This is a genomic window from Acidithiobacillus ferridurans (assembly GCF_003966655.1).
In the GTDB taxonomy this organism is placed as follows: domain Bacteria; phylum Pseudomonadota; class Gammaproteobacteria; order Acidithiobacillales; family Acidithiobacillaceae; genus Acidithiobacillus; species Acidithiobacillus ferridurans.
This window is the reverse complement of record NZ_AP018795.1, coordinates 2,125,388-2,152,143: the sequence shown is the minus strand read 5'-3', so window position 1 is coordinate 2,152,143 and position 26,756 is coordinate 2,125,388. Positions and strand designations below refer to the sequence as shown.

The 26,756-nt window shown below is 59.0% G+C and carries 26 protein-coding genes, 1 tRNA gene and 1 pseudogene; 15 read left to right on the top strand and 13 right to left on the bottom strand.

The window, feature by feature from the left end:
* Positions 1 to 104 precede the first annotated feature (104 nt).
* Complete coding sequence (nadB, locus tag AFERRID_RS11080) at positions 105 to 1,694, top strand: L-aspartate oxidase (protein WP_113526648.1); 1,590 nt, start codon at positions 105 to 107, stop codon at positions 1,692 to 1,694.
* On the opposite strand, the gene AFERRID_RS11075 is transcribed toward nadB, so the two are convergent.
* Positions 1,639 to 2,169: a hypothetical protein gene (locus AFERRID_RS11075; protein ID WP_113526791.1), complete on the bottom strand. Its 531-nt coding sequence runs from the start codon at positions 2,167 to 2,169 to the stop codon at positions 1,639 to 1,641. The two genes, nadB and AFERRID_RS11075, sit on opposite strands and share 56 nt — an antisense overlap.
* Here AFERRID_RS11075 and ygfZ point away from each other — a divergent pair.
* Positions 2,153 to 3,118: a CAF17-like 4Fe-4S cluster assembly/insertion protein YgfZ gene (gene ygfZ / locus AFERRID_RS11070; protein ID WP_126605206.1), complete on the top strand. Its 966-nt coding sequence runs from the start codon at positions 2,153 to 2,155 to the stop codon at positions 3,116 to 3,118. The two genes, AFERRID_RS11075 and ygfZ, sit on opposite strands and share 17 nt — an antisense overlap.
* Positions 3,119 to 3,121: 3 nt before the next feature.
* A complete protein-coding gene (locus tag AFERRID_RS11065; protein ID WP_126605205.1) occupies positions 3,122 to 3,469 on the top strand; it encodes a hypothetical protein in 348 nt (115 codons plus the stop codon).
* Here AFERRID_RS11065 and cydD read toward each other — a convergent pair.
* Both cydD and AFERRID_RS11050 read right to left on the bottom strand, forming a co-directional pair.
* The gene (gene cydD / locus AFERRID_RS15700; protein WP_232027537.1) at positions 3,466 to 6,972 is read right to left on the bottom strand and encodes a thiol reductant ABC exporter subunit CydD; all 3,507 of its coding nucleotides are present in this window, start codon (positions 6,970 to 6,972) and stop codon (positions 3,466 to 3,468) included. The two genes, AFERRID_RS11065 and cydD, sit on opposite strands and share 4 nt — an antisense overlap.
* A 197-nt stretch (positions 6,973 to 7,169) precedes the next feature.
* A complete protein-coding gene (locus AFERRID_RS11050; protein WP_126605204.1) occupies positions 7,170 to 8,477 on the bottom strand; it encodes an IS701 family transposase in 1,308 nt (435 codons plus the stop codon).
* Positions 8,478 to 8,695: 218 nt separating this feature from the next.
* Between AFERRID_RS11050 and AFERRID_RS11045 the strand changes: the two are divergent.
* The 9 genes and pseudogenes from AFERRID_RS11045 to aroF all read left to right on the top strand — a co-directional run.
* Positions 8,696 to 9,366, top strand: a pseudogene (locus AFERRID_RS11045) (IS110 family RNA-guided transposase); the annotation flags it as partial.
* A gap of 103 nt (positions 9,367 to 9,469) precedes the next feature.
* Complete coding sequence (locus AFERRID_RS11040) at positions 9,470 to 9,961, top strand: MarR family winged helix-turn-helix transcriptional regulator (RefSeq protein ID WP_126605202.1); 492 nt, start codon at positions 9,470 to 9,472, stop codon at positions 9,959 to 9,961.
* Positions 9,962 to 10,064: 103 nt separating this feature from the next.
* Complete coding sequence (locus AFERRID_RS11035; protein ID WP_225981975.1) at positions 10,065 to 10,295, top strand: CDGSH iron-sulfur domain-containing protein; 231 nt, start codon at positions 10,065 to 10,067, stop codon at positions 10,293 to 10,295.
* Between the two features lie 33 nt (positions 10,296 to 10,328).
* Positions 10,329 to 10,973, top strand: coding sequence for a YceI family protein (locus AFERRID_RS11030; protein ID WP_126605201.1), 645 nt, complete (start codon positions 10,329 to 10,331; stop codon positions 10,971 to 10,973).
* Positions 10,974 to 11,035: 62 nt separating this feature from the next.
* Positions 11,036 to 11,914 (top strand): hypothetical protein, encoded by an 879-nt coding sequence (locus AFERRID_RS11025; RefSeq protein ID WP_126605200.1) that lies wholly within the window; start codon positions 11,036 to 11,038, stop codon positions 11,912 to 11,914.
* Positions 11,915 to 11,945: 31 nt separating this feature from the next.
* Positions 11,946 to 12,398: a VOC family protein gene (locus AFERRID_RS11020; protein WP_126605199.1), complete on the top strand. Its 453-nt coding sequence runs from the start codon at positions 11,946 to 11,948 to the stop codon at positions 12,396 to 12,398.
* Positions 12,399 to 12,453: 55 nt separating this feature from the next.
* Complete coding sequence (locus AFERRID_RS11015; RefSeq protein WP_126605198.1) at positions 12,454 to 13,938, top strand: UbiD family decarboxylase; 1,485 nt, start codon at positions 12,454 to 12,456, stop codon at positions 13,936 to 13,938.
* A 64-nt stretch (positions 13,939 to 14,002) separates the two neighbouring features.
* Positions 14,003 to 14,893 carry a sugar phosphate isomerase/epimerase family protein gene (locus AFERRID_RS11010; protein WP_126605197.1) on the top strand — a complete coding sequence of 297 codons (891 nt, stop codon included), beginning with the start codon at positions 14,003 to 14,005 and terminating at the stop codon, positions 14,891 to 14,893.
* 30 nt (positions 14,894 to 14,923) lie between these two features.
* Positions 14,924 to 15,973, top strand: coding sequence for a 3-deoxy-7-phosphoheptulonate synthase (aroF, locus tag AFERRID_RS11005; RefSeq protein ID WP_126605196.1), 1,050 nt, complete (start codon positions 14,924 to 14,926; stop codon positions 15,971 to 15,973).
* 171 nt (positions 15,974 to 16,144) lie between these two features.
* Here the strand turns inward: aroF and AFERRID_RS11000 are convergent, their stop codons facing one another.
* The 9 genes from AFERRID_RS11000 to AFERRID_RS10960 all read right to left on the bottom strand — a co-directional run bounded on the left by AFERRID_RS11000 (position 16,145) and on the right by AFERRID_RS10960 (position 22,917).
* Positions 16,145 to 17,254 (bottom strand): FIST signal transduction protein, encoded by a 1,110-nt coding sequence (locus AFERRID_RS11000; RefSeq protein WP_126605195.1) that lies wholly within the window; start codon positions 17,252 to 17,254, stop codon positions 16,145 to 16,147.
* Positions 17,255 to 17,391: 137 nt separating this feature from the next.
* A tRNA-Ala gene (locus AFERRID_RS10995) sits at positions 17,392 to 17,467 on the bottom strand.
* 88 nt (positions 17,468 to 17,555) lie between these two features.
* A complete protein-coding gene (locus tag AFERRID_RS10990; protein ID WP_126605194.1) occupies positions 17,556 to 18,314 on the bottom strand; it encodes an MBL fold metallo-hydrolase in 759 nt (252 codons plus the stop codon).
* Positions 18,311 to 19,111, bottom strand: a complete 801-nt coding sequence (locus tag AFERRID_RS10985) for a TatD family hydrolase (RefSeq protein WP_225981974.1) — start codon at positions 19,109 to 19,111, stop codon at positions 18,311 to 18,313. Before AFERRID_RS10985 ends, AFERRID_RS10990 begins: the two co-directional genes overlap by 4 nt.
* On the bottom strand, positions 19,108 to 19,875 hold the full coding sequence (gene rlmB / locus AFERRID_RS10980; protein ID WP_126605193.1) for a 23S rRNA (guanosine(2251)-2'-O)-methyltransferase RlmB: 768 nt from the start codon (positions 19,873 to 19,875) through the stop codon (positions 19,108 to 19,110). The genes AFERRID_RS10985 and rlmB overlap by 4 nt, the downstream gene beginning before the upstream one ends.
* Positions 19,868 to 20,335: a hypothetical protein gene (locus AFERRID_RS10975; RefSeq protein WP_126605192.1), complete on the bottom strand. Its 468-nt coding sequence runs from the start codon at positions 20,333 to 20,335 to the stop codon at positions 19,868 to 19,870. The genes rlmB and AFERRID_RS10975 overlap by 8 nt, the downstream gene beginning before the upstream one ends.
* Before the next feature lie 53 nt (positions 20,336 to 20,388).
* Entirely contained in the window at positions 20,389 to 20,811 is a 423-nt protein-coding gene (locus tag AFERRID_RS10970) for a hypothetical protein (protein WP_172959370.1), read from the bottom strand.
* A 105-nt stretch (positions 20,812 to 20,916) separates the two neighbouring features.
* Positions 20,917 to 21,957, bottom strand: a complete 1,041-nt coding sequence (locus AFERRID_RS10965; protein WP_126605191.1) for an AI-2E family transporter — start codon at positions 21,955 to 21,957, stop codon at positions 20,917 to 20,919.
* 99 nt (positions 21,958 to 22,056) lie between these two features.
* On the bottom strand, positions 22,057 to 22,917 hold the full coding sequence (locus AFERRID_RS10960; RefSeq protein WP_113526657.1) for a PHP domain-containing protein: 861 nt from the start codon (positions 22,915 to 22,917) through the stop codon (positions 22,057 to 22,059).
* A gap of 104 nt (positions 22,918 to 23,021) precedes the next feature.
* Here AFERRID_RS10960 and AFERRID_RS10955 point away from each other — a divergent pair, with 104 nt between their 5' ends.
* A complete protein-coding gene (locus tag AFERRID_RS10955) occupies positions 23,022 to 23,747 on the top strand; it encodes a hypothetical protein (protein ID WP_113526658.1) in 726 nt (241 codons plus the stop codon).
* A gap of 98 nt (positions 23,748 to 23,845) precedes the next feature.
* Here AFERRID_RS10955 and AFERRID_RS10950 read toward each other — a convergent pair whose 3' ends face one another.
* Positions 23,846 to 24,448: a peroxiredoxin gene (locus AFERRID_RS10950; RefSeq protein ID WP_113526659.1), complete on the bottom strand. Its 603-nt coding sequence runs from the start codon at positions 24,446 to 24,448 to the stop codon at positions 23,846 to 23,848.
* Positions 24,449 to 24,735: 287 nt separating this feature from the next.
* Between AFERRID_RS10950 and fdxA the strand changes: the two genes are divergently transcribed.
* Positions 24,736 to 25,059 carry a ferredoxin FdxA gene (gene fdxA / locus AFERRID_RS10945; protein WP_113526660.1) on the top strand — a complete coding sequence of 108 codons (324 nt, stop codon included), beginning with the start codon at positions 24,736 to 24,738 and terminating at the stop codon, positions 25,057 to 25,059.
* Positions 25,056 to 26,744, top strand: a complete 1,689-nt coding sequence (locus AFERRID_RS10940) for an ABC transporter ATP-binding protein (protein ID WP_126605190.1) — start codon at positions 25,056 to 25,058, stop codon at positions 26,742 to 26,744. The genes fdxA and AFERRID_RS10940 overlap by 4 nt, the downstream gene beginning before the upstream one ends.
* Positions 26,745 to 26,756 lie beyond the last annotated feature (12 nt).

Here is a 26,756-nt window from a genome sequence, read left to right as displayed (position 1 = left end):
CTTTCTTCTTGGGGTGCCGTTATTCACCTTATCCGTCGACCATCGTATCATGACCCATTCCAATTCTCGCAACGCCCGCACCCGACACCTTCTCAGGATCCTAAATGCCTTCTTTCGACTTTCTGGTTATCGGCTCCGGCACCGCCGGACTCAGCACGGCTCTGGGGCTCAGCCGACTCGGCCGTGTCGGCCTCGTGAGCAAAGGGCGGGCGGAAGATTCCGCCAGTGACAGGGCGCAGGGCGGCATCGCCGCGGTCATGGATATGGACCACGACAGCATTGCCCTGCATGTCGAAGATACCCTGGGAGCCGGAGCGGGACTGTGTCACCCGCAGGCAGTCCGGCAGATCATTGGTCGGGGTCCGGACGCCGTGCGCCAATTAATCGACTGGGGGGTACCCTTTGACCGCCAGCCGGATGGAAGCTGGCATCTCACCCGTGAAGGTGGACACCAGGCCCGTCGGGTACTGCACAGCGCCGATACCACGGGCCACGTTATCGAGAGCACCCTGCTGTGCCGAGTGCTGGCGGAGCCCGCCATCCACATGGCCGAGGGACACTATGCCAGCGATCTCTGGCTCACCGGGGACCGTTGCCAAGGCGCCTGGGTGCTCCCCCCAAAGGGCGACCAGCCCGAGTTGTGGACGGCACGGGCAGTGGTGCTCGCCAGCGGCGGGGCGGGACAGTTGTATCTGCACACCAGCAATCCGCTGGTGGCTACCGGAGACGGCATCGCGCTGGCCTGGCGGGCGGGTGCGGAAATTGCCAATCTGGAATTTATCCAGTTTCATCCCACGACGCTTTACCAGCCGGGTAGCCAACCTTTCCTGTTGTCTGAAGCCTTACGGGGCGAGGGTGCCGTCCTGCGTCTACCGGATGGCAGCACTTTTCTGGAGCGTTACGACCCGCGTGCCGAGCTGGCGCCGCGGGATATCGTCGCGCGCGCCATCGATGCGGAGATGAAGCAGCATCAACTCGACTATGTCACTCTGGATATCAGCGCACAGCCGGCCACCTTGGTGCGCCGACATTTCCCCGCCATCTTTGCACACTGCCGCGCACAAGGCTATGATCTTACACGGGAATCAATTCCAGTGGTTCCTGCTGCCCATTACACCTGTGGTGGCGTGGTCGTGGATGGGGCGGGGCGCAGTACCATTCCGGGCCTTTATGCAGCGGGCGAGGTCAGTTCTACCGGACTGCACGGCGCTAATCGTCTTGCCAGCAACTCACTGCTGGAATGTGTGGTGGGTGCGGCGGCCATTGTTGCGGACCTGGAAGGGCAAGGGCGCCTGCCCGACAGACCGCGGCAAATGCCGGGGCGATCGCCGGGGTGCACAACCACTGCCGCACACCAGACGGACATCAGCGCCCTGCGGCAGAACCTGCAGGCAAATATGTGGCAGGCGGCCGGCATCGTCCGCAACGACGAGGGCTTGCGCGCCGCCTGCGCGTATTGGGATGAACGGAGCACGCGTATCAGCGACAGCCGGTGTGGACCGCAGCCGTATCAGGAACTACGCAACCTCTACCAATGTGCGGAAATCCTCACCTGTGCCGCGCTGCTGCGCGAAGAATCCCGTGGCTGTCATTTCAACAGTGATCACCCGCAACGCCGTGCCGTCGCGGCGGACAGTATCAGCCAGCGGGATCAGCAGTCTCCGTTTTTGCGTCCCATTCCTGGCGCAGCCTGAGGCGCCAGCGTCGCCAGGGATCGTTCCCGGCAGCAAACAGACCAATCAGCACCGCGCGACGGCCATCGCCGCTCCGCAGGGGGATCATGCCGAGGCGCGGGTGCAGAAATGGCCGGGCGCGCAGATGAACGGGTAGCACGCTGCCGCTGTCCATCCGTACCTGCAGACCGCCGTCCCTGCCGGACAACAAGGCCTTCGGCATGTCCTGATTCGTGCGCAGACTCCAGGGGCAGCGCCAGACCAGCCATGCCAGCAGCACGACGAGCAGCACCAGGCCCCAGCGCCAGTCCTGCGGCATCGTCAAGCCCGCGCAAAGCAAAGCCAGGATGCAGGGAATACTTTGCAACCAGCGTTGTCGCCCGGCACTGCCGAAGAATAGATCCGGCAGGACTTTGTCGCCGTCGGCCATGCGGGTATGATCGGGGCCATACTGTTTCTGCAAACGGGAGTCGATCCGCATGTCTTCAGCCGTCATTACCTTTGTCCCCCTGCATACGGAACTGGGCCTGATTCACGCCAGTGGCGTGGATGCCGAAAAGTTTTTACAGGGGCAATTCTCCAACGATCTGCGGACCCTGGCCAGTGGTCACGGACAATGGAGTAGCTACAGCACGGCCAAAGGACGTATGATCGCCAATTTTTACGTGCAACGCGATGGCAACGACTTTTGGCTGAGTCTGGCCGACGATATGGCCGATACGGTCATCGAGCGTCTGCGCAAGTTCCGGATGATGGCCAAGCTGGAGATCAAACGGGGGGAGCCGGAATTCACATTGCTGGCCGTCTATGGCAACGGTGCGGGGGAACTGCTCGGCCGCGCCCTGGGTGTCGCATTGGGAAAAAGTGGCAACAGCGGGGTGGTTCATGACGACAGCATCATTACCCGCCTGCCCTGGGCGGATGCGGAGGCCTTCCTGATCATTCTGCCCGCATCCCGTTTGGAGGCCCTGAGCGCTAAGCTGGGGGCAGCGGGCGCGCGGGCTGACGCCGCGGAGGACTGGCGCCGGTGGGCTATACAGGCGGGTGTCGGCATGATCAGCCGCGCCACCACGGAAAAAGTCATTCCCCAGGAACTGAATCTGGAGGTGCTGGGGGGCATCAATTTCAAGAAGGGCTGCTATCCTGGGCAGGAGATCGTCGCCCGCTCCCACTATCTCGGCAAACTCAAGAACCAGACCTACCGGGTCGCGGCGTCGGCGCCACTGCGGGCGGGCGAAGAAATCTTTTGCACCAGCATGGGTGCACAGAGCATCGGCATCGTTATCAACGCCGCACAGGATCCCCTCGGCGGTTTTGCCGCCTTGGCCGTTTTACGTGCTGCCAACGCCGGGGAGTCGTTGATGGCCGGGGCGCCGGGCGGCACGCCTCTGACTCTGAGGAGACTTCCCTACACCCTGCCTCTGGACATCGCCAGCGAGGAATGACCTATGTGGGGGCTGGTCGCGGGTACTGTCAGTTATCCGCTATTCGCTTGGTACAGCAGGCGTTACCTTGACGAGCAGGGGCTAGAACGCGGTTTCACCCGTATGATGCTGGTGTTTCTGGTGGCTACACTGCTCTCTTCGGCGCTCGGTTACGGGGTGTCGTGGATAACCAGCACCCCTCGGAGCCGCAGCAGCCAGGCACAGTTGCAAAAAGCGGGCACCGCGGTGCTGAATGACGAGTGGAAGTGCATACGAAATCCCTCCGGCGCAGCCTGCCAGTCCAGCGTGCGGCAAGCTGGGGCCACGGAACGGAAACTGCTCTCCGGCTTCCGCGGCGGCCGCCAGAATTAGTGAACCTCCGGAATAGCCTGCCGGAACGTGGCGAAATGGCTGAGTTGTCCATCCCGCTGTAAAAGCTCCCCATAGGTTCCCGACTCCACGATCCGCCCCTCGTCGAGAATATGAACGCAGTCCATGTGCTCCAGACCCACCAGACGGTGGGTAATATAGAGCACGGTGCGACCTTCCATGATCTGGCGCAGATCTTTGAGGAACTCCATCTCGGTCACCGGATCGAGCCCTTCGGTCGGCTCATCCAGAATCAGCCACGGAGCGTCCTTGAGAATAGCCCGGGCAATGGCCACTCTTCGGCCCTGACCACCGGAGAGTTTCACGCCGCCTTCGCCGACAATGGTATCCAGGCCCTGGGGCTGACTGCGCACGAACTCCGCAAGCTGTGCCGTGGCCAGCGCCGCCCAGAGCTCATCCTCCTCCGCCTCGCCCTTGGCCACCAGCAGGTTGTCGCGGATCGTACTGTGAAAGAGATATGAGCGCTGAGATACGACAGCGAAATATGCGCGCAGATTGTCTGCCGGGAAATCCCGCAACTCATGGCCGCCCAGACACGCGTGGCCCGACTGATAGTCATAGAAACGCAGCAGCAGGTTGGCGAGGCTGCTCTTGCCAGCCCCGGTCGCCCCCAGGATCGCAACCCGTGTGCCCGCCGACACGCTGAGGTCCACGCCTGCCAGGGCGTCGCGTTGAGCGCCGGGATAGCGCAGGTGCAGACCCTTGAGCTCCAGATCCGGCCGACCCACCTGCGGTGCGGGTCCCGGTGCATCCGGAAAAGGCAAGGGCGTATCCGCCACCTCAAAAATACGGCGCGCGGCCGCGCGGGTTTGCCCCAGAAACTGAAAGGCCAGCGGCAAGGCGGCGATGGCCTCGAAGGAACCCATCACGCCGAGGGCAAGGAGGGGCAGATCCGAATCGCCCAGGACCTTGCCATGGACCAGAGGAATGGCCAGCACCACGACAACCCAAATCGCCAAGTTGCCCATGAATCCCATGCCGGCGCTGCCGAAACCGGCGATCTGCGCCATGCGGGCCTGCCGCCGGAGCAGCGCATCGTTGAGTGTACCCGTGCGTCGCAGAATCTCTGGTCCGGCATTGTAGGTCAACAGTTCCGCCATGCCCTGCATGCCGTCCACCACCTGTACCCGGTAGTCCGACTGGATGCCGGTCATCTCGGCGCCACTGCGCGCACCTAGCCGCTCCGTGAGGAACGGTAGAAGCAGACCGGTAACTGCGAGGAAAAGAAAGAGTGCAATGGCCAACCGCCAGGAGAAAAAAGCGAAGACGCCCGCCATTGTGAGCGTCGCCACCCCGGCCACCAGAAACGGCGTAAACACCCGCAGGTAAAAGTTATTCAGGGTATCGATATCGGCGACGAGGCGCGAAAGAATATCGCCGGAACGATAATCTTGCAGCCCGGCGGGCGCGAGCGGCTCGAGGCGGGTGTAGAACCAGGTGCGCAACTGGGCCAGCAGACGGAACGTCGCCTCATGGGTGACAATGCGCTCCAGCCAACGCGAGATGACCCGAATCGTCGCGAAAGCGCGCACCCCGGCAGCCGGCAGGAAGAAGTTATACAAATTCATGGTGGCGTAACCACCCAGTCCGGCCAGCGCCGCACTCGCCAGGAACCAGCCGGAAAGGGCCAGCAGACCGAAATTGGAAAGAATGGTCAGCAGCGCCAGAAAGGCGCCCCCCAGCATCCAGAACTTAAAGGGCCCAAACAGCTTCAGCAGCCGGTAAAGATCACGCATGCTCCCCCGATAGGCGGCCGCCAGCCTTGCGTAGACACCGCCGGCCGCCAAAAGTGCATCATGGGTGCCGGCTTCGACCACTTTCCCGGCGTCCATGACCAGGATGTGATCGGCGCGCTCTGCCATCGCCAGGCGGTGCGCAATAACGATCGCCGTTCGTCCCTGGATCAGCCGCTGCATGGCGTCCAGGACCAGCGATTCATTCTCCATGTCCAGACTCGCCGTAGCCTCATCCAGAATGAAGAGCGGTGGGTTTTTGATAAAGGCGCGGGCCAGGGCGACACGCTGAATCTGCCCGCCGGAAAGGCCCTGCCCCAGATCACCCACCGAGGTATCGAAGCCCCGCGGCAAAGCGTCGATAAATTCCAGCGCGTGAGCATTTTTCGCGGCCTCCCGCAGGGCGGCCATATCCGCATCAGGGCGGCCGATGCGGATATTTTCGGCGATGGTACCGTGAAACAGGCGGGGATTCTGCGGTACCCAGGCCAGTTGCCGCCACCAGCTTTCCCGATCCAGGACGGCCAAAGGGATCCGGCCATTGATCAGGATTTCTCCCGAATCCGGTTGCACAAAGCCGAGCAACGCACTGGCGAGGGTGCTCTTGCCCGCCCCGCTGGCGCCCACCAGCGCGGTGACCTTGCCCGCCGGGAACTCGGCATTGATTCCCGCCAGCGCCACCCGGCCCTCCTCATAGGAGAAATGCAGGTCGCGCACCGAGAGACTGACGGACTGGGTGTCTGGGTACGCCATCATCTGCGTACCCTGTGCCGGCAGCGGCATGTCGAGGATGTCGAAGATGCGTCTGGCGGCGGCAATGGCGCTCATCCGCGCATGATAATGGGTGGCGAGGCCACGCAGAGGGTTGAAATACTCCGGTGCCAGTAAAAGGACAAAGAAGGCAGTATAAAAGGTGACCGGGGGAGGGATTTCCAGCAGACGCGCACCCAATGATACCGCCACCAGCGCGATGGACACGCTCGCAAAAAATTCCAGCACCGCCGACGTCAGGAAGGCCACCCGCAACCCAGCCATGGTGGTGCGCCGGTAGTCATCCGAAATACGTGCGACGATCTCGATCTCGTCCTTGGCGCGGCCGAAGATTTTCAGCGTGGTCAAGCCCTGCACCATATCCAGAAAATGGGCGCTCATCAACAGCATCTTGCGCCACTGACGCTGGTTGATGGCCTCCGCCTTGTAACCCACCAGCACCATGAAGAAAGGCACGAGCGGCCCGGCGACGAGGAGAATCAGGCCGCTGATCCAGTCTGCGGGGAAAACGAACACGAGGATGGCCAGCGGTATGAGGCTGACCAAGGCCATTTGCGGCAGGTAACGCGAAAAGTAAGGCTCCAGCGCCTCAACACCTTCCATCATGGTACTGGCGATGTCGGCGCTGCGCTCACCCGCCACGGCCACCGGTCCCAGGTTCAGAAGGTGGGAAAGCAGGCGCTCGCGCAGGTAGGTCTTGATACGCGCGCTGGCGCGAAAGGCAACCAGTTCGCTCGCCCAGGAAAATCCCGCACGCACGACGAAAAGAGCGAGCATGACCCAGAGCAGCGGCATCACGGCCGCCAGATTCCAGCCATGAAAAGAGACATCATCGACGATGTGCGCCAACAGAAAGGCCTGGAGAATGATTAGCAGGCCAGCCGCCAGCCCCAGTCCGATGCCGAAATAGAGCGTGCCCCGGGTGCGCCGCCCTTCCTGCATCAACCTCTGATCCATCCGCTGCGCCGGTATCTGTGCCATTATCAACCTCTAATATAAGCGGTGTACTCTAGCACAGAGCGGGCGCCTGATCACCATGGCGGAAAGTCCACTGACGGTTCAGGAAGTGGGTGTATCCAGAAACAGGGTAAGTACTCCTGCTGAAGTTTAGACATACAGCCTCCTCGCCAGCCCCTCTGGGTGGCGTTATGGCTTGGTAAATTTGGGTCAGAAGTGAGTCAGGCGGCCTTTTTGCAGGGCGGGTCATCGGCGTCGGCCCAAAAGGCGGGGGTGGGGCACTGGAATTTCCCGGACTTCGGGTCGAAACCCTTCCAGAAGGGAACCCGCAGAAATTGCAGATGGAGCCATTGGGCCATGAGACCTGCGGTGACGGGGGTGGCGATGCGCCAGGGCGCTATGGCGGCCATGGGGAAGTCCTCAGCTAGGGTTTCGGCGAGGAGCTGCACCATGGACCAGGCGATGCAGCGGATTTGCATCCAGCGTTCCAAAACCGTGCGTTTTTGCTGCCAGAGATTATTGATGCCCCACCAGCGTTTGAGGTTATGGAAGATTGGTTCGATCTGCCAGCGGTTGCTGTAGAGGGAGACGATTTCGCTGGCGGTCAAGTGGGTCTCGGAAGCGAGATAGAGGCGGGTGGGAGACCATCGACGATGCTTTTCGTCGTAGATTGCACTCCAGACAGCCCGGACCGGATGGCCTTTCATGAATCGTGCATTGGCGATGATGGATTGGAGACGGACCTTTTGCCATTTCCCATAGACATGCAGAGAGACGGTTTCGGTGGGCAGTGCGGCCATCTCTTCCGGTGTGTACTTATCTCCATATATCCGGGGACGTCCGCGTTTGGATGTTTTCGGCGGCGGGTCCTGGAGCAGCACGGTATCTTTGCGCACCTGGCCAATGAACTGGCCGTGCTGACGCAACAGGGGCAAGAGCAGGCGCCGCCGCATGAACCAAGCATCCGTCAGCAGACGGACGGGTACAGGAATGTGGGGTATAAAAGCCCGCAGTAATGCCCCAGCGATTTTCAGCTTGTGGATGTTGCCGGTGCTGGGTACCAAGCGCAAGCGGATGGGAAAGGAAATGGCTTTGCCGGATCGGGTACGCAGGGTCAACGCCAGGCCCACCCAATTCTGGGCGAGGACATAACTGGGGCGATTGTGTTTATGGCTGTGATCGAAGCGGATGGCCGCCCCGGGGGCCTTGGTAGAGTGTCGCAGGACCATCGTATCGTCAATGACCATCTCGACGATCAGTAGCCTGGGCAAGGACTGCAGGATCCATCGTACCTGGGCAATGGCCAACGCCTGGGTGCGCAATGACTCGCGCTCCAGAAGTTTGTAATAGGTGGTCCAGTGGCAGCGGAGGGAGATGCTGCTGAGGGCGCGGGTGACCCAGCCTTCGGGCGAGACCAGGCAGCCACAGAGCAGTTCGAGGAAGCTGCGCCGCGAGCGGGGCGGCACGACCGTCAGAAAGTAGGAAATCCACTCTGAGAGGCGGAGGGCAACGAGACGATGAAAGGGCATGGGTGTGATTCCGAGAAGCCTAAAACGCTTCTCATTGGCCGACCCTTTTTAACAAGGGTCGGCCGCACGGCCCCATCACCGTGTCAAGCACTTTCGCCGGAAGAAAGGCGACAAAAAACCCGGCGGAGCCGGGTCGAATAATGGGATGAACCTCTCCTTCCCTAAGGCGTGGTCCAATGCCATTCTGAGGGATTCATTCTGCAAAGGAGATTTACATCATGAAAGAGATCAAGATATTGGGTATTGACCTTGCCAAGAATATTTTTCAGCTTCATGGCGTAGACGCCGCTGGCAAACCTGTGCTGCGCAAGGCAGTTAGTCGGCGCAAATTGATGGAGGCATTGGTGAATTTGCCACCCTGCTTGATTGGCATGGAAGCCTGCGGTTGTGCTCATAACTGGGCACGCGAAATGATCAAGCTGGGCCACGATGTGCGCATTATGGCTCCACACTTCGTGGCTCCTTATCGCAAGAGCGGCAAGAACGATCTCAACAATGCCGAGGCTATCTGCGAAGCGGTCAGCCGCCCACACATGCGCTTTGTAGCGGTCAAAACAGAAGCGCAGCAGAGTGCATTAATGGTTCATCGGGTGCGGGCATCTATCAATACAGAGCGCACCGCATTAATCAACCAAATTCGTGGACTACTCCAAGAGTTTGGTATCATTCTAGCCAAAGGCGCTTCCACTTTTTCCAAGAGATTCCTTGAGGTTGTGGAAGCAGAGAATTTCCCCTGGATGCAGTGGAGGTCTTGGCCGAATTGCGCGGACACTTGCTGGCATTAGAAGACCGTTTGGCAAAGTACGACCATATGATTATGCACATGCTCAAGGATGAGATGGTCACACGCCTGGTGGCACTCCCTGGAGTGGGGCCAGTCGTGACAACGACCTCTGCTGACACCGAACATTCTCCTACGGCTCCCTTTGACGTCCGTCCCAAATAGTTCTATATAGGACTTTCTAACTGGAAACATCATGGTGAGGATAAGGATGCGTGACGGAACGACCGGGGAATCAACGATGTTGCTTTCTTACACGGCTACGCCGAAGGCCACAACCCAGGAGCCTTTTCTCGCCGTCCTGCGAGAGCTTGCCCAAGCCTACCATGCCTTTTCCGCCTACTCCGCCGCCCACGTCCGGCAACTGGGCCTCACGCCAGCGCAGTTTGACGTCATCGCAACATTAGGCAACACCCAGGGAATGCCCCTCACCCAGCTTGCCCAAAAAACCTTAATCACCAAGGGAACCCTGACTGGTATCATCGATCGCCTCGATGAAAAAGGCTTGGTTCGTAGGGAGGTCCCGGTGGGTGATCGACGCAGTTTCCGTGCCGTTCTGACCCCCGAAGGCGAAGTCATTTTTTCCCGAGTATTCCCAGCCCATATCGCCTATCTCAGTCGGGTCTTCGCGAATGTGGATGCGGGTGATTTGGAACAGGTGCGCCGTACCCTACGCGCACTGCGAAGCCGATTTCAGGAGTAAATCCCACATAGTTTGCATACGAACATTTGTTGTGCTATCTATATAGTACGCATTGTAACTATATGGATGCGTATCAGATGAGATGCTTAATTTTATGGAGGTCATGATGAACCCGACACCTTACGTGATGAGCCTGGAACCAGGCAGCCACTATTTCTGCGCCTGCGGGCGCTCCGCAAACTTGCCTTTCTGCGATGGGACGCACCAGGGTAGCGGCGTGGAGCCCTTCGCCGTGGATATCGCCGAGCCGCGAACGGTGGCCATTTGTGCCTGTCACCAATCCGCCAACCGCCCCTTCTGCGACGGCACTCATAAAAGCCTAGCGGCTGAGTGACCGTTTCTCCCGAATTGATAGAGGAGCATTGCCATGTTACAGAACAAAGTTTCCATTGCACTGAGGACCGCCATCCTTTCCGTCGCATTGTCCACATCATTGGTGTCACTCGCTGACGCAGCGACATACCACCAACTGGACGCCAGCCCGGCTGGCTCGTACCGGATTGATCCGGACCATTCTCTGGCGTGGTTCACCATCGGCCATGCCGGGGTGGCGGTGGTGGTAGGCCGTTTCGACAAGCTGTCCGGCAGCTATACCTTCAATCCCGCAAGTCCTGCAGGGGACAAAGCGGATATCCGCATTCCCGCAGCCAGCATCAATACCAATTTCGCCCTAAGGGATCACGACTTGCGGGGTCCGGACTTTTTCAATGTCCGGGAGTTTCCGAACATCACATTCGTCAGTACACGCTATCAACCCACGGGTAAGGAGAGCGGACAACTGTATGGGAAACTGACTATTCATGGCGTGACGCGGCCGGTGACCTTCCAGGTGCGGGAAATCGGTGCCGGGCCGGTGCCGGCGTTGCCCAAGCCCTGGGGTGGTTATCTCTCCGGCTATGAGGCCACCACCACCATCCAGCGCAGCGACTTCGGCATGGATGCCTATGCGGGCATGATCGCCAACCGGGTGCACCTGCATGTGAACATCGAGGGTGTTCGCACGGCTGGCTGAGCGGCCTTTTGGGGTGCCGACCAGCAAGGCCGGCGCCTCCTTCCCGTTGGGAGGCAATCTTTATGTGGAATCTCTGGCAATCCAGTTTCGTTCGGTCCTTGATTTTGGATAGTGCCCTGTTTCCCGCTGCTGTCACCATGCTCATGGTGGTCGCTGCGTATTACAAAACCTGCAAATATCCCGGCTGGCGTTCTACATTTTGGGCGGCGGCCATACTGGCTGGTTTTCTAGTTGGCTATGCACTGACCTATCGCGATTTTTCCTTCCCGCCACGTACCGTGTTGTCCTGGTTGCCCTGGCTAGCCCTCGTGGGCGGGACAGTAGCGGCTATTGCCGATCACCGTAGACACCAATGGTGGCGCTATGGGGCGAGGGGGTTGATCGCAGGAGCCGCTGCTTTCATTTTGCTGTGGCCAGTCCTGCGCCAGGAAACCGTGCTCGCCGCCTTCGTTGCTTGGCTGACGGTAGCGGTGCTGTGGTCCGTACTGTGGTTTGCCCTCACCCCTGACCACCGAGATCAAAAACCCGCAGGAATCACGCTGCTTGTCGGGGCTGTCGGGCTAGCTCTCGTCGCGCCATTGTTGGGCAGTATCCTGCTGGCTCAGTTTGGGGCAGCGCTGGCCGTTGTGTTGGCCGTGGCTCTTCTTTTTTCCCTCTTGGTACGCAGTTCGCGTTGGGATTCGCCGAGTGCCGATGTGGGAGTGCTGATCCTGGGTACCCTAATGGTGGATTTGCGCTTCTACGCGGGTGCTTCAATGGTTGTCATGGTATGGCTACTCGTATCGCTTGCCGCGGGAGCAGGTGTTGCCAGCATTCTTCAGCACCGAGGCCATTCCGGTCACTGGACGGTGCTTGCGCCAGGATTGATCAGTTCCCTGCCCATGGCCGTAGCCGGGTGGATGGCTCTACAGACCTATATGGCGAGTGGCGGCGGTTATTAGTGGATAGTTTTCAGGAAAACGAGGTGAAGTAATGTTACATGGCATCAACCACATAGCCCTGCCGGTCCGCAGTCTGGATGTCTCTGACCGCTTTTATCGCGGAATCCTGGGGTTACGCGCCGTCGGCGAGCGGCCCGGCATGAAATTCTACACTGCGGGCTTGCACCACCACGATTTGGCCTTGATGGAAACTGGGGCGCTATTCCCGGTCTCCGGTTTCTCGCATTTTTGTCTCGACGTGGAGGACGAACAAAGTCTGGCCGCGATTTATGCCTGCTGCCGGGCCGCCGGGGCGCGAATATTAGAGCCCGTGGACCATACAGTCATGCGGGCTTTTTACCTTGTCGATCCCGATGACCATATTGTGGAACTGGGGGTGGATGTCCCCCAATCCGAGTGGGGACCATGGCCGAATCCCTTTGGACGCGATGTGGCCTATCCAAATCTCCTGTCGCTCGCTGATGGGCGGAAATTGTCCGGGTAAGCCCGCATGGGAAAATGAATATAATCAAATAAACAGTAAGCTCAGGAGACAGATTATGCACCGAACTTTGTCGTCAACAACCGTATCGTCGGCCCAAAATATCCGGGATCTGCGAGATGCTTTGGCATTTCTCTCAACACTACCGGGCCATCTCAGCACTACATCTAAAGCTGTCGATGCCCATGCCGAATTGGCGGGGATCTACAAACGCATTGGGGCTGGTACCCCGGTTGCGCCGCCGACCAGAATCGGCCCCGCCATGCTCTTTGAAAATGTCAAAGGCTACCCTGACGTTCGGGTGCTGGTCGGAATGTTGGCCAGCAGGGAACGGACTGCCTTATTGTTAGGCAGCACGGTAGAACAGCTTCCATTTACCTTGCTTCGCGCCTTGGACCGCCGTATCGCCCCAATGACTGTTTCTTTCCCAGAAGGGGCGCCTTGTCAGGAAGTTGTGCATCGTGCGCCACTGGATATCAGAAGCTTGTTGCCGGCTCCAACCAACACCTTGTTTGACGCTGGACCGTATTTCAACCTTGGGCTTTTGCGTGCGGAAGATCCGGAGACTGGAGAGGCGGACGTCACGATTCATCGGCTATGTGTACAAGGCTCTGACCGGCTCACCGTCTACTTCGTACCCGGCCGCCACATCGACCAGTTCCGCATTAAGGCTGAGCGACAGGGAAAGCCGTTGCCAGTCTCCATTAGTATGGGGCTCGATCCGGCCATTTATCTCGCTGCTTGTTTCGAGCCACCTACTACGCCCTTGGGTTTTGACGAATTAACCATAGCCGGAGGCTTACGACAAAGGCCTGTGGAGCTGGTTGATTGCGTATCGGTGCCCGCCAAGGCCATTGCCCGTGCAGAGATCGTTATCGAAGGGGAGATTCTACCAGGAGAGCGCATGCGGGAAGACATCAATACGGGAACAGGTTTCGCCATGCCTGAATTTCCTGGTTATCTAGGCCAGGCCCAGTCCTGTCCGGTGATTCGGGTCACGGCGGTAACCCACCGATTTAACCCCATTCTGCAAACTATCGTTGGCCCTGGGGAAGAGCACGTCAATCTCGCCGGGATCCCTACGGAAGCAAGTATTTTACGTTTGGTGGAAAATAGTATGCCAGGACGCCTCCTAAATGTTTACGCTCACTCTGCTGGGGGCGGAAAGTACCTAGCCATCTTGCAATTCAAAAAGGGTTCCATCCGTGACGAAGGGCGCCAGCGCCAAGCCGCGCTCACCGCATTCGCTGCCTTCTCGGAGCTCAAGCATGTAATTCTGGTCGACGAAGACGTCGACATTTTTAACAGTAATGATGTTCTATGGGCTATGACCACGCGCTACCAAGGCGACGTCAGCACCGTGTTTATTCAAGGGGTACGATGCCATCCCCTGGATCCTTCGCAATCACCAGATTTCAGCCCATCTATCCTGGAAGACGGGATTTCTTGTAAGACCATTTTCGACTGTACTGTCCCGTTTGCATTACGGGAGCGGTTTCGACGGGCACCATTTATGGAGGTGGATATGGATACAGAGTCGTGACACGTATTATCACATGTAACTAACTTTAATTTCTTATGGTACCGCTACGTTAGGGAGACAACCCATGTGGACTGGCATGAATCTTTGTACGGCAATTTTGCCTCAATTTAGCTTTGATGAGGTTTTAGAAATTGCCACAACGTCCGGATTTAAAGGCATCGAGTTGCGTGTCAATGATGATCATCATATAGCATTGGACGATCTGCTCACCAGCGGCCAATTTCTTCGGCGCCGGATTCAGCATATCGGGCTTGATGTCCCGGTCCTTACATCCTACCTTCCCATGGAAGACGATGAATCCGTAGATCGCCTTATACGCGTAGCACAGCTCATGGAGGTGCCTAAGGCGCGCATTGTACTACCACGCGGATGTCATGCGGCAGTAGTCAAACGTGCGCATATAAATGAGATCATTCCGTCGTATGACGCAAGTCAGGATCCGCAACCTCTGATGGGCGCATTAAGGCGGAAACTGAGAATATTGGAGCGCAAGGCCTTTCGGGCAGGGGTGCAACTCCTGTTAGAACTGCACTGGGGTACAGTGATGAGCAGCTTTAGTGGTGCCTATGCTTTAGTGCAAGATCTCGATCCAGAGTCCATCGGCATCACCTTCGATCCTGCCAATATGATGGTTGAGGGAAAGGAGGACTGGGAGTTCGGCATCAATCTTATCCGCCCGTATCTCGCTAACGTGCATGTCAAAAACATGAGATGGAAACAAACCAAGGAGGATTGGGCATGGGAATGGACAGGGTTGACACAAGGTATGGTGGATTGGTGGGAACTCGTGTCGTTGCTACAGGGAATTGGCTACGGAGGAGATTATGCCATGGAGGATTTCCTGACGCCGAGAACAGATAAGGAGGCGGCTATTCACCACCTTACTGAAGCTAGACAGGAATTCGGTGCTATTTGTATCGACTGCGGCGATCACGATCACCGTGTTGCCAATTGATTCGCAAATTTAAGGTCAGGAGGAAATGCCATGCTGATTATGATTAAACCCAACGTCGATGAGGCGCAAGTTGCGGCTATCAAGTCCTGTGTTGAAGACCTCGGCCTGCGGGCGATAGAGTCACGGATCCGCAGGCAGCTAGCCATTGCAGCCATAGGCGACCAGGACGTAGCCCCTAATGGACTCATTGAGTCGTTACCTGGCGTAGAGCATGTTCTACCAATTCATAAACCATACAAGCTCGCATCGCGAGAATTTCATCCTGACAATCGTGTGGTATCGGTGCGGCATATTCCTATCGGTGGTGATGCCATCCAGGTCATCGCGGGACCTTGCTCTGTGGAAACGCCAGAGCAGATGATTGCGGCTGCTGCTGGCGCAATGGCTGCTGGTGCCAGTCTATTGCGCGGAGGGGCATTCAAACCGCGTACTAGTCCATATTCTTTCCAAGGCATGGAAGAAAATGGCCTAAAATATTTGGTAGATGCCGCCCGTCCCTATGGCATGCCGGTGGTAACGGAACTTATGGATCCTCGCGATATTGATCTTTTTTTAAAATATGGTGTAGACGTAATCCAGATCGGTACCCGCAACATGCAAAACTTTCGGCTCTTGAAAGAAGTTGGGCAACTGCAGGTCCCGGTAATTTTGAAGCGTGGACTCTCTGCCACTATCAAGGAATGGCTCATGGCGGCAGAATATATCGCTGCGCAAGGAAATTTGAATATTATTCTCGCCGAGCGTGGGGTTCGAAGCTTCGAACCTGCTTATCGTAACATGTTGGATGTAAGTGCTATTCCTTACCTGAAACGGGAAACACATCTGCCAGTGATTGCGGATCCAAGTCATGCGGGAGGTGCGGCATGGATGGTGCCGGCCCTGAGTTTGGCAGCTATCGCTGCTGGCGCAGATGGGCTAATGATTGAGTGCCATCCGAACCCCGCACAGGCATGGTCCGATGGAGAGCAGGCGCTCACGCCACAAGAGCTCCATGCCTTAACTCGACAGGTGGCGGCTGTGGCTCAGGCATCTGGACGGGCTTACGGACAGCCGCTTATCGATTTGCCCAGGGCATCATAAAAATGTAAAGGTTACAGATCACGCATCAGTGATTCCGAGAAGCCTAAAACGCTTCTCATTGGCCGACCCTTTTTTTCAAGGGTCGGCCGCACGGCACAGTCACAGTGCCAAGCATTTTTTCCGGAGAAAGTGGCAATAAAAAATCCGGCGGGGCCGGGCTGAATGTCTAAACTAGAGTACTCCTGTATAACCGTATATTTTATCATGAGAAATCTCGGCATTGGCAAAAAAACCCACCAACGGGAAGTCACCCAGACCGGCCCGGATCATCCGCAATTCCGCAGAATCGGGGCCAAACAGGTTCTGACCGCGCCACACACAATTGAAATACAGACCCCCACGGATCCTCCTTCCGCCCGCCAGGCGGCTGATGTCCGAGAGCATACGTTCGAGATCCTCGCGCGCCGTGCCGCTATCCCGCTTGCAGAACATCAGGGACTGACCGGCCTCTGCATATTCGCCAATCGCCAGCAGCTTGCGCTCGATGTCAATGCCCACCAGGGTACGCACCATGTAGTCGCCACAGTCATCATTCTTCACCGGCATCGCAACAAAAATGAAGCCCGCCGCCCGCTGCAAATCCCGGGAGAGGATGTCGCCGGTCTCGTCGTTAAACACATCCAGCGCCGGACGGTCATCCAGACGGGAGATTACATTGTTGCGGGCTTCGTTGATGTGATGAGTCGGACCGATGGGACTGCAGCCCTGGGTCAGACGGGTAGCAACAGCGATATTTTCGCTGAACGTCACCCCGCTCAATCCGCCATGCACGACTTCATCCGCCAGTTGCGCGCCGTCGGTGCGACTGCTGCATATTCCCCCGGTAATGAAACCGCTGCCCATCTGCCCGGCAAAATCACGGACCAGATCCGGCAGATCCGGTGTCTGAGAGTCACCATGAACAATAGCAAAGTAGGGCGGACGACCCGGTCCGGTCGGCCAACTCTTGCCGGTCCGGTAAGCGTCCATACCGGCAAAGAGGTGAAATTCCGTTTCGGGAAAATCCGTCACCATAAAAGCCAGTGCCGGTTCGTCCAGGTATTCCTGCGCGGTCGCGCAGATGCCGCTCCCCACGCATCCCGTCCAGTGGGGCACCCCGGTCTGCTCCCGCACAGCGCTCAGGATATCCGGCAAATCGGACTCAAAGCTATCGGTGACGTAGAGAAAGCCCAGCGTACCGCCCCGCACCCGCGGACCAGCCATCTCCACAGCGCGGAACAATGCCTCGCGCCAATCTACATCGCGGGCATGGCCATAGGGAAAAAGCCGATCATCTTGCAAGGGAAAACCTCGTCAGCAAAAGAATCAGCCACCATATCGCCATCAGTTTTACCTGTAAGAATTGCGTCCTGTCAGGAACAGGTGAGATGCATGCTTTGCGTTTCGGGGAGAAAAAAAGGCTGGTCAGCCTTTTGATTTGGTGGAGCCAGGCGGGATCGAACCGCCGACCTCTTGAATGCCATTCAAGCGCTCTCCCAGCTGAGCTATGGCCCCGATGCGGCGTAATATATGGATTCATGCGGATGATGTCAAACCTTTTCTGGGTGTCTCTTTGCACGCGCCGGTCCTGCAGATGCCGATGCTAAAGGTCCAGGACCATACCATCACTGGCGGGAATGACGCCCTCCGGCAACTCCGTCGCCAATGTCGCGTAATCCACGTCATGGGTCATGTGGGTAAGAATGGTTCGTTCCGCGCCGATCCGGCGCGCCCAGTACCGGGCCTCTTCGACATGCAGATGGGTGGGGTGATATTCATAACGAAGACAATCCAGGACCAACACTTTCAAACCCCGCAGCAGATCCAGGCTGGCGTCTGGAATCGTTTTCAGATCCGTCAGATACGCCACATCATTAAAACGGTACCCGAGTATGGGTAGATCACCGTGCAACACGGGTATGGGCGTCACTCGAACCCCGCCAAAGGTCTGCGGCGATACGATCCGGTGCATGGACAGGGAAGGTTTCGCCCAGGCCAGATCCGGCGGCAGAAAACAGTAGCGGAAACGGCTCTCCAGCTCCGCTGCCGTGCGCTGATCCGCATAGCAGGGGATCACCACCTCCTGTGCAAAATTGAAGGCGCGCAGATCGTCCACCCCGTTGATATGATCGGCGTGAAAATGGGTATAGAGCACGGCCGTCAGCGACTGCACGCCGGCACGCAGCATCTGCTGACGCAGGTCAGGACCGGTATCCACCAGCAGATCAACGCCTTCATCCCGCACCAGGATGCTGGCCCGCAGGCGGTGATTGCGCGGGTCGTCGCTACGACAAACCGGGCAGTGGCAGGCAATTACGGGGGTTCCGGCACTGGATCCCGTACCGAGGAAGACCACCTTCATGACGCCACCGCGTGTCTGAACAGGGCGTGGAAATTGGCGGTGGTCTGCGTGGCGACGGCCTCCGGCGCCTCGCCCCGCAACGCTGCGAGAAAGGCCGCGACATGGGCCACGAAAGCCGGCTCGTTGCGCCTGCCGCGCCGCGGCTCGGGAGCCAGATAAGGCGCATCCGTCTCCACCAGCAGGCGATCCGCCGGCAGCATCTTGGCCACCGCCTGCAATTCGACGGACTTCCTGAACGTCACGATGCCGGAAAAGGAGATATAAAAACCCATATCCAGGGCCGCCCGCGCAAAATCTTGGTTTTCGGTAAAGCAATGGATGACGCCGCCGGCGGCCGCCGCATCTTCACTGCGCAGCATGGCAAGGGTGTCTGCCGCCGCCGCTCGGGTGTGCACGATCAACGGCTTTCCTGTGGCCTTGGCCGCCGCTATATGCCGGGCAAAGCGTTCCCGTTGCCAGGACAAGTCCCCTTCACTGCGGTAATAATCCAGCCCGGTCTCCCCGACGGCGACCACCTTATCGGCGGCCAGCGCGACCAGCAGACGCTCCCATTCCGGCCCTGCCCCAACCGGTTCGTTGGGGTGTACTCCCACTGCCGCCCATACGCCGGCGTGCCCGGCGGCAAGGGCCTGCACCCGCGGCCAGTGCGCCTCGACGACGGCAGCGATCAGCATTTCCCCCACGCCCGCCGCCCGGGCACGGGCCAGGATCTCAGATCGGTCTGCGTCAAAATCTTCGAAATCCAGATGACAATGCGAATCTACCAGCATATAGGAATGGCCTTCCAGCGGGTTCAAGCGGATTTTTCCTGCCCGGCAGGCCGCGCGGGGGACAGATTCCGCCTCTGCCGGGCCGCCTCGAAGAGGCAGATCCCGGTAGCTACGGACACGTTCAGGCTTTCGATGGCTCCCATCATGGGAATATGCGCCAAGTAATCGCAATGTTCCCGGGTAAGGCGGCGCAAGCCCTTCTCCTCACCCCCCATCACCATCACCAGCGGCATATCGAGGTCCAGCGCATAAAGACTCCGGGAACCCTCCCCTGCCATCCCGACCAGCCAGAATCCCGCCTCCTGCAGCGAGGACAGAGTGCGCGACAGATTAGTCACAGTACAGACCGGAACGCGTGACGCCGATCCGGCGGACGCCTTGCGTACGGTAGCATTGACCGGGCAGGCGTTATCCCCGGGCAGAATCACCGCGTCGACCCCTGCTGCCTCCGCACTGCGCAGGCATGCCCCAAGGTTATGGGGATCGAGCACACCATCCAGCACCAGCAAAAAACCACGGTCGTTCAGTTGCGCGAGGATCGTCTCCAAATCTTGTCCGGGAAAGTCGCGCAGCAAACCGCCCACGCCCTGGTGCCGGCCGGTGTTCAGTTTCCGTCCTAGCGCCGAACTCCGCCATTCCTGCACCGGCAGACACTGTTCTGCAGCCTTCTGCACCAAAAGTGCAATGCGCTCATCTGCCCGCCGCTCGACGGCAACCCAGAGTTCCAGCAACTCTTCCGCATCCAGTGCCGCGCTGACCGCATGGATTCCATAAAGGGATTCTTTACTCACACGCAGCTCCAGCCAACATCGCAAGCCCTTCCAGAGGACGCCGGGAGGGTGGTATATAAGGCAGTCCGACGCGAGCAAATGCAGTTACCTCGTCGGGTGCCGGTGCCTCATCCCAGCCGGGCAGTTGGCGACAGGCAGCGACAAACCCAGCCGGTCCGGTGTGGGCGATCTGCGCAAACCCCAGAAACTCAGTCGGGGCCTGATAAAATTTAATCCTGATGCCTTCAGGACTCCATGCCTCCCGTTGCCCGGAGGCAGCCCTTGCGAACAGGGGACAGGCAGCCAACGCAACGTCCCACTCGTCCGAGGCCAACCTCCCCTCGCGCAGAAACTCCAGGCGCGGCAGCGGCCATTCATCCCGCCGCAAAGGGCCGGTACGCTGCAACCTCCACCCCTGCCCTGCGGCCCAGGCAAGAATCCGCGATTCCAGATCCAGATAGACCGGCAACGGTAGCGTCATGGGCAGGACGCTATCTGCAGAAAACCGTCAAAACGAGCAATCCACATTTCGACCTAGAAGCTGTCGAAGATATCATCAACGATATTGTCCGCCACCGCGAAGCCGGCACCCAACCCCAAACCGGTCATGACATTACCCAGGAAACCGCTCCCCATACCTGGCTGCCCCTGCATTGGTGCATTCCAGGGACGCTGCTGTCCCATATTGGGGTTCATTCCACCCTGTCCCATCGCCTGCATCTGCATTTCCAGTTGCTGGATATGCTGCGCCATCTGCTGCAGCATCATCCCTACATTCTGTTGCTGTTGCTGCAAATTCATGGCCAGGCCGCGCAATTCCATACTGATCTCGCGCCCGGTGATATTATCGGGCGCCATGGCGTTCACCCGTCCGGCCACCTGCTGCAAGGCCTGTAGGTTATTCTGGGTCTGTTGCTGCAACTGATTGTATTGTTGATCCAACATTGAGTAGTCCATGATTCGCTCCTGATGTAACTGCAGTGATAGCCGTCGTAAAGATAATACCCATTGGTTGGATAGACGGGAAGCCTGTACAGTTCCCCAATCACCCAGATTGGCCAGCTACTCCTGAAGGCGAACGCGCCGCTCCCATGCGCGCCACACGCCACGCGCCAGCAGCACCAGAATGGGTCCGATAATCAGGCCAATCAGACCGAACGCCTCGGCGCCGCCAAGGATGCTGAAGAACACCAGAAAGAAAGGGGCTTGCGTCTGCGAACCGGTGAGCAGCGGGCGAACCACCAGGTCCGCTGCGGTAATCACGATCAGCCCCCAGATCAGGACGAGCAGACCGGCAAACCAATGCCCCGTAAAAGCGAGCCACAGGGTGGCAGCGCCGACTACCGCCGTCGCCCCGAAAGGGATAGGGGATATCAGCGCCGTGGCAACCAGCCAGAGGGGCCACATACCCAGTCCGGCAACGGCGTAGGCAATACCGATAAACATGCCCTCTACCACACCTACACCGATGAGGCCGATCAGCACCGAGCGCGCCGCATCCCGACTGGCGGCCAAAAAACGATTGCCGCGATCACTGCCCCATATTTGTCCGGCCCCAAGGCGCAACGCCTCCGTCAGACGTTCACCGTGGAGGGCCAGCGCAAACACCGTCAGCGCGGCAAAAAACGTGTGCAGGGTGAATATCCAGAGTTGGCTCAGAGAATCGGTGATGATGCCGGAATGCGTGCTCACCAGCGCGGAGAGGTAGGCACCGTTCAGCCCGCGCAGGTGGCCGAGCAACCAGTGACCCACATAGGGAATTTTCATCACCTCCGGCGGCACGACGACAAGGGGACCACCCGACTGCCAGCGGGAAATCAGCAGTGCCAACTGGGGCAGGACCGAATCTACAATAATGACCGCCGGAATGATGATGATCGCCACCCACACCAGGGCATGGACCAGGGAACCCAGCCAGCGCGGCATGTGGAAGGCACGCTCCAGACGCAATTGCCAGGGCCAGCCCACCGTCGTCAGCACCGCCCCCATCAGCAGGGGACCTGCGAAGGGGCTGAGGGTGTATGCGGCGCCAGCGTAGACCAGCAGCAACACGAACGTGCCCAAATTGGCGTAGCTGGTTGACTTTTGACTGTTTTGCACCATCTTCCCCTGATGTGAATCCGCAATGGAGAGCAAAGCTACCACAGTACCCTGCCGTTGAAAATGCGCGGAGCGCCCAAAAACCCTTGCAGGATTGGCCGCTTAGTAAAGGTGAATACCGGCGCGCTCCCAGACTGGCTCCACACCGTCGGGCAGGGGTAGCAGATGGCCGATGGCCGCGTGGCCGGCGTCCGGACCATGAAAGTCGGAACCCACGGAACCGGCCATGCCCAACTGTTGTGCCAGGCGCCCGAGATGCTCACGATCACCGGCTGCCTGACTGCCGGTACAGACCTCGAGACCGACGCCGCCCGCGTCCCGAAATGCGCTGAGCAGAGCGCGCAATCTGGTTCCGCTGAGCTTATAGCGACCGGGGTGGGCGAGAACGGCATATCCGCCCGCTGCATGGATCCAGCCGACCACCTCGGTCATGGGAATCCAGTCACTGGGCACATAGGCCTTGCAACCACGCCCCAAATATTTGCCAAAGGCCTCATTCGCGTCTGCACAACGCCCCTCGCGCACCAGCCAGCGCCCAAAGTGGCTGCGCCCCACCATCCGACTGCCCGCCATCGCCCGCGCTCCGGCTTCTGCGCCGGGAATACCGGCATTTGCCAGCAAGCGGTCGATCTCCATGGCGCGCCAGTCGCGGAACGCCATGATCCGGCTCAGTCCTTCCTGTAAGACGCTGTTTTTCGGATCAACGAAGAGACCGACGATATGGATGCCCTGGGTTTCCCATTCGCTGGAGATTTCCACGCCGGGGATGAGTCGGATATCCAGTGCCTCGGCCTCTAACGCGGCCTCCTCCAACCCCGCCGTGTTGTCATGGTCCGTCAGTGCCATGACACGCACTCCCGCCCCATGCACCCGCTGCACCAAGCCAGCAGGCGTCATGGTGCCATCGGAGGCCATGGAGTGCATATGCAAATCGACCGGAGAAACAGGATATTGCTGCGCCATGAGGAAGTTCCTGGATAAAATGGGGAGTCGCCCTTTGCAAAACCTGGCGACATTCCGTGCTAGCATAACATGCTCAACTTCATCGGGGCATATCGGAGGCAGCAGTGGCTCTCATTCTGGACATAGCGGGCGCACAACAGCGCTTTGAACAATACGCCAAACCCGTTCTCGGTGCCTTTGCGGCGAGCGGCATTGCCACCGGAGAACAGATCACCCCGCCGCTCATCGTGGACGCCCTGCGCCAGCTTTTCAAGGTGCTGACGACGGATGTGGCCTCCTGGGATCCTACCCTGCCCGACGACGAAGCGGAGCGCGTCGGTGACCTTGCCATCGGTTTGCTGATGGATCTCGCCACCTGGGCCGACCGTCTGGGTGAACGCCCGGCGAAAACCGCCCTGGAAATGATCACCGTCAGTATCGCCGCGTGGGTATGCCATCAACACGGCCTCATCCATACCTTGGAACCGGTGGTCAACGGTCTGGCCATTCTGGCCAACGGCCGCGCCGAGCCCGCCGAACTGCGGCCCCTCGCTCGCTTGACGGGCGAGGTGAAAGAAGCCGCCGCAGCGGACTACGCTGCCGATCTGGAAGGCGCAGACCCGCACCGCCCCTGGCGCATCCTGCTGCTGAACTGGGGGATTACCGCGACGCGTGCCCATGACCCTGTGGAAATGCGCAAGGCTTTTGCGGCCATCATTCACCACTTGCCCGCCGATGCCCCCCGCTTCTTTCAGGAGGGAACACAGCAGATGGCACAGGGGGATTTTCCCGACGCGGTAAGGGCGGTGATGATGGAAGCGGCGGAAGGGGCCGGACACGGCCTGCACTGAGACCCGGAAAAAAGCCCGGACGACTGGCGTCCGGGCTCTTCTCACTTCGGCACATCCCCGCGTCCGTCCAGACCGGGGACCTCAACAGTGACCGGCAGTCAGAGCTCTTTGCCGTGATGCGCCAGAAAGTCGGCGACACCTTCGCTGGTCGGCTTCATGCCTGCTTTACCCTTCTGCCACTGGGCAGGGCAAACTTCGCCGTGTTCTTCCGAGAATTGCAGTGCGTCCACCATCCGGATCATTTCGTCGATGTTGCGGCCCAGGGGCAGGTCATTGACCACCTCGTGACGCACGATGCCTTCACGGTCGATCAAAAAGGAACCGCGCAGGGCAACTTCATCGTTGATCAGGACATCGTAGTTGCGGGCGATGCTCTTGGAGAGATCGGCGACCATAGGCAACTGGATATGGCCGATACCGCCCTTCTCTTCCGGCGTGTTCTTCCAGGCCAGATGGGTGAAATGGGAGTCCACGCTGCAGGCGATGACCTCCGTATTGCGGGATTTGAACTCGTTCAGGCGGTGATTGAACGCCAGAATTTCCGAGGGGCAGACAAAGGTAAAATCGAGGGGATAAAAGAACAGAACCGCATATTTTCCCTTAATATGCTGAGAAAACTGAAACTTTTCATTGATGCTGTTATCTGGCATGACTGCGGGGGCTACAAAATCGGGGGCAGCTTTTCCTACTAATACGGCCATTGGGTTTCTCCTCTGTTGAAACGACGGGACAAAGTCTGGGTTTTCACTATAGCAGAAGTTTTTCGCACCCTGCCAAACGCCCTTAGCTTGCGACGCCATGTAATATTAGTCTAATTTTATCTATTTTCCAACCCACCTCCGGGGCAGCTATTCCTGCTAGTCTGCCTTTCCCGAATCCGCCCCCTAACTAGTGGGCAGCACTGCCGCCTTAGGCTAGAATAGACCCGCAACCCGCCGGCACACCCGGCTATAATTCATCAGACTCAACCGTGAGGAGCTCCGCCCCCATGACTTATGTGGTGACTGAATCTTGTATCAAGTGCAAATATACGGACTGTGTGGACGTCTGCCCGGTGGACTGTTTCCGCGAAGGGCCGAATTTCCTGGTCATCGACCCCGACGAGTGCATCGATTGCACCCTCTGCGAACCGGAATGTCCCGCGGGCGCCATTTTCCGCGATGACGACTTGCCGGATGGTCAGAAAGTATTTGAAGAAATCAACGCCCGTCTTGCCAAGATCTGGCCGGCCATCATCCAGAAAAAGGCCGCGCCGGAAGATGCCGATGCCTGGCTGAACGTCAAGGATAAACGGGGACTGCTCGAAGAGTGAGTGACGCCGGCGCGCGCGCCGCGCTCCGTTCTCCCAGCTTTTACCGCCTGCTCAGCCTGGTTCGCGCGTACCGGGGACGCGTCGCCGTCGCCATGCTGTTCATGGTGATTTCGGGCGCGGCCACGGGCGGAGTGGCCTACATGATCAAGCCGGTCCTCGACCGGATATTCATCGACCGCAACGCCGACATGCTTATCTGGCTGCCCTTGGGTGTCATCGCGATCTACGCGGTCAAGGGGAGCGCCGACTACCTGCAGGCCATCACCCTCGCCCGGGTGGAAGAAGACATTTTGCGACACCTGCGCGAACGTCTGTTCGCCCACACCCTGCGTCTGCCCCTCGGCGTCCTGATCGATAACAGTCACGGCAGCACCCTGTCCCGGATGAGTCTGGACCTGACCTTGTTGCAGCAGGGGTTGTCGGTGCTGGCGCGCTTCTTTCTATCCACCTTCCAGATCATCGCGCTGATGGCGGTGGTGTTTTACATGAGCTGGAAGCTGGCGCTCATCAGCTTCGTCACCCTGCCCATCGCATTTTATCCCCTGATTCGTTTCGGGCATAAATTGCGCCAGCGCGGCGAGCGCCAGCAGGAGCAGATGGGCCAGATCATGGATCAGTTCTCCCAGAGCCTGCGTGGCGCCGAGGTCATCAAAAGTCAGGGCAGTGAAGCCTTCGAGGCGCAACGGTTCGGTGTTCAGGCGCGACGCTATTTCGACCTGATGATGCAGATCGCCCGTATCCAGAAGGCGACCGTCCCTATCATGGAAATGATCGCCGCACTGGGCATCGGGGCCATCATCTATCTGGGCGGCAGTCAGGTGGTGAACGGCGGCATGACGACCGGAGCCTTTTTCAGTTTCCTGACAGCGCTCGGGATGGTCTACGAGCCGCTGCGCCAGCTTTCCTCGGCCAACAATCAACTGCAGCAGGGATTCTCGGCCGCAGATCGCCTTTTCGCCTGGCTGGATCAGCCCGCAGAATCCGGTACCCGTTCCGCCATCCCGCGCCCCTGGGGCACCTGGCAGTGCCACGACCTCCAACTGCAGATGAGTGGTGAAGCGATTTTGCGCGGACTGCAGTTCACCATACCACCGTTGAGCACGACCGCCATAGTCGGTCCTAGCGGTGGTGGAAAAACCAGTCTGGCGCGGGTGATGCTCGGCCTTCTGCCGCCCAGTGGGGGAGACATCACCGTGGCGGGGCAATCCATCCGCGAACTTCCTTCCGGCGATTACCGCAGCTATTTCGCCTTTGTAGCCCAGGAGCCTGTACTTTTCACCGGCAGCGCCCTTAGCAATATCGCCTACGCCGACGCGCAACCGGATCGCGAACGCGCCGAGGCCGCCGCACGGCAGGCCCATACCTGGGATTTTCTGGCCAAGACCGGCGGGCTGGACACGCTGATCAAGGGTAATGGCGGCAATCTTTCCGGGGGACAACGCCAGCGGCTTGCCATCGCCCGCGCGCTCTATCTGGATCGCCCCGTACTGGTCCTCGACGAGGCCACCAGCAACCTCGACAGCGAAAGTGAAGAACACATCGCAGAGACCCTCAGCGCTCTCCACGGCCGCAAAACCATCATCATCATCGCACACCGCCCGCGCACCACCCGCCTCGCCGATCAGGTCATCCGCCTCGAACGCGGCCGGATCGTGGCGGATGAGCAGGGGGAAGGGGCTGCATAGGGGTTCAGACGG

Coding starts and splice junctions, on each gene's coding strand:
- AFERRID_RS10990 (WP_126605194.1), bottom strand. CDS start 18,314: ATGAAGGTGGTCTTCCTCGGTACGGGATCCAGTGCCGGAACCCCCGTA.
- AFERRID_RS11040 (WP_126605202.1), top strand. CDS start 9,470: ATGCGTGACGGAACGACCGGGGAATCAACGATGTTGCTTTCTTACACG.
- nadB (WP_113526648.1), top strand. CDS start 105: ATGCCTTCTTTCGACTTTCTGGTTATCGGCTCCGGCACCGCCGGACTC.
- AFERRID_RS10975 (WP_126605192.1), bottom strand. CDS start 20,335: ATGACGCTACCGTTGCCGGTCTATCTGGATCTGGAATCGCGGATTCTT.
- AFERRID_RS10950 (WP_113526659.1), bottom strand. CDS start 24,448: ATGGCCGTATTAGTAGGAAAAGCTGCCCCCGATTTTGTAGCCCCCGCA.
- ygfZ (WP_126605206.1), top strand. CDS start 2,153: ATGTCTTCAGCCGTCATTACCTTTGTCCCCCTGCATACGGAACTGGGC.
- AFERRID_RS11010 (WP_126605197.1), top strand. CDS start 14,003: ATGTGGACTGGCATGAATCTTTGTACGGCAATTTTGCCTCAATTTAGC.
- AFERRID_RS11035 (WP_225981975.1), top strand. CDS start 10,065: ATGATGAACCCGACACCTTACGTGATGAGCCTGGAACCAGGCAGCCAC.
- AFERRID_RS10960 (WP_113526657.1), bottom strand. CDS start 22,917: ATGGCGCAGCAATATCCTGTTTCTCCGGTCGATTTGCATATGCACTCC.
- AFERRID_RS11050 (WP_126605204.1), bottom strand. CDS start 8,477: ATGCCCTTTCATCGTCTCGTTGCCCTCCGCCTCTCAGAGTGGATTTCC.
- AFERRID_RS10965 (WP_126605191.1), bottom strand. CDS start 21,957: ATGGTGCAAAACAGTCAAAAGTCAACCAGCTACGCCAATTTGGGCACG.
- AFERRID_RS11025 (WP_126605200.1), top strand. CDS start 11,036: ATGTGGAATCTCTGGCAATCCAGTTTCGTTCGGTCCTTGATTTTGGAT.
- fdxA (WP_113526660.1), top strand. CDS start 24,736: ATGACTTATGTGGTGACTGAATCTTGTATCAAGTGCAAATATACGGAC.
- cydD (WP_232027537.1), bottom strand. CDS start 6,972: ATGGCACAGATACCGGCGCAGCGGATGGATCAGAGGTTGATGCAGGAA.
- AFERRID_RS11065 (WP_126605205.1), top strand. CDS start 3,122: ATGTGGGGGCTGGTCGCGGGTACTGTCAGTTATCCGCTATTCGCTTGG.
- AFERRID_RS11030 (WP_126605201.1), top strand. CDS start 10,329: ATGTTACAGAACAAAGTTTCCATTGCACTGAGGACCGCCATCCTTTCC.
- AFERRID_RS10970 (WP_172959370.1), bottom strand. CDS start 20,811: ATGGACTACTCAATGTTGGATCAACAATACAATCAGTTGCAGCAACAG.
- AFERRID_RS11075 (WP_113526791.1), bottom strand. CDS start 2,169: ATGACGGCTGAAGACATGCGGATCGACTCCCGTTTGCAGAAACAGTAT.
- AFERRID_RS11020 (WP_126605199.1), top strand. CDS start 11,946: ATGTTACATGGCATCAACCACATAGCCCTGCCGGTCCGCAGTCTGGAT.
- AFERRID_RS11015 (WP_126605198.1), top strand. CDS start 12,454: ATGCACCGAACTTTGTCGTCAACAACCGTATCGTCGGCCCAAAATATC.
- aroF (WP_126605196.1), top strand. CDS start 14,924: ATGCTGATTATGATTAAACCCAACGTCGATGAGGCGCAAGTTGCGGCT.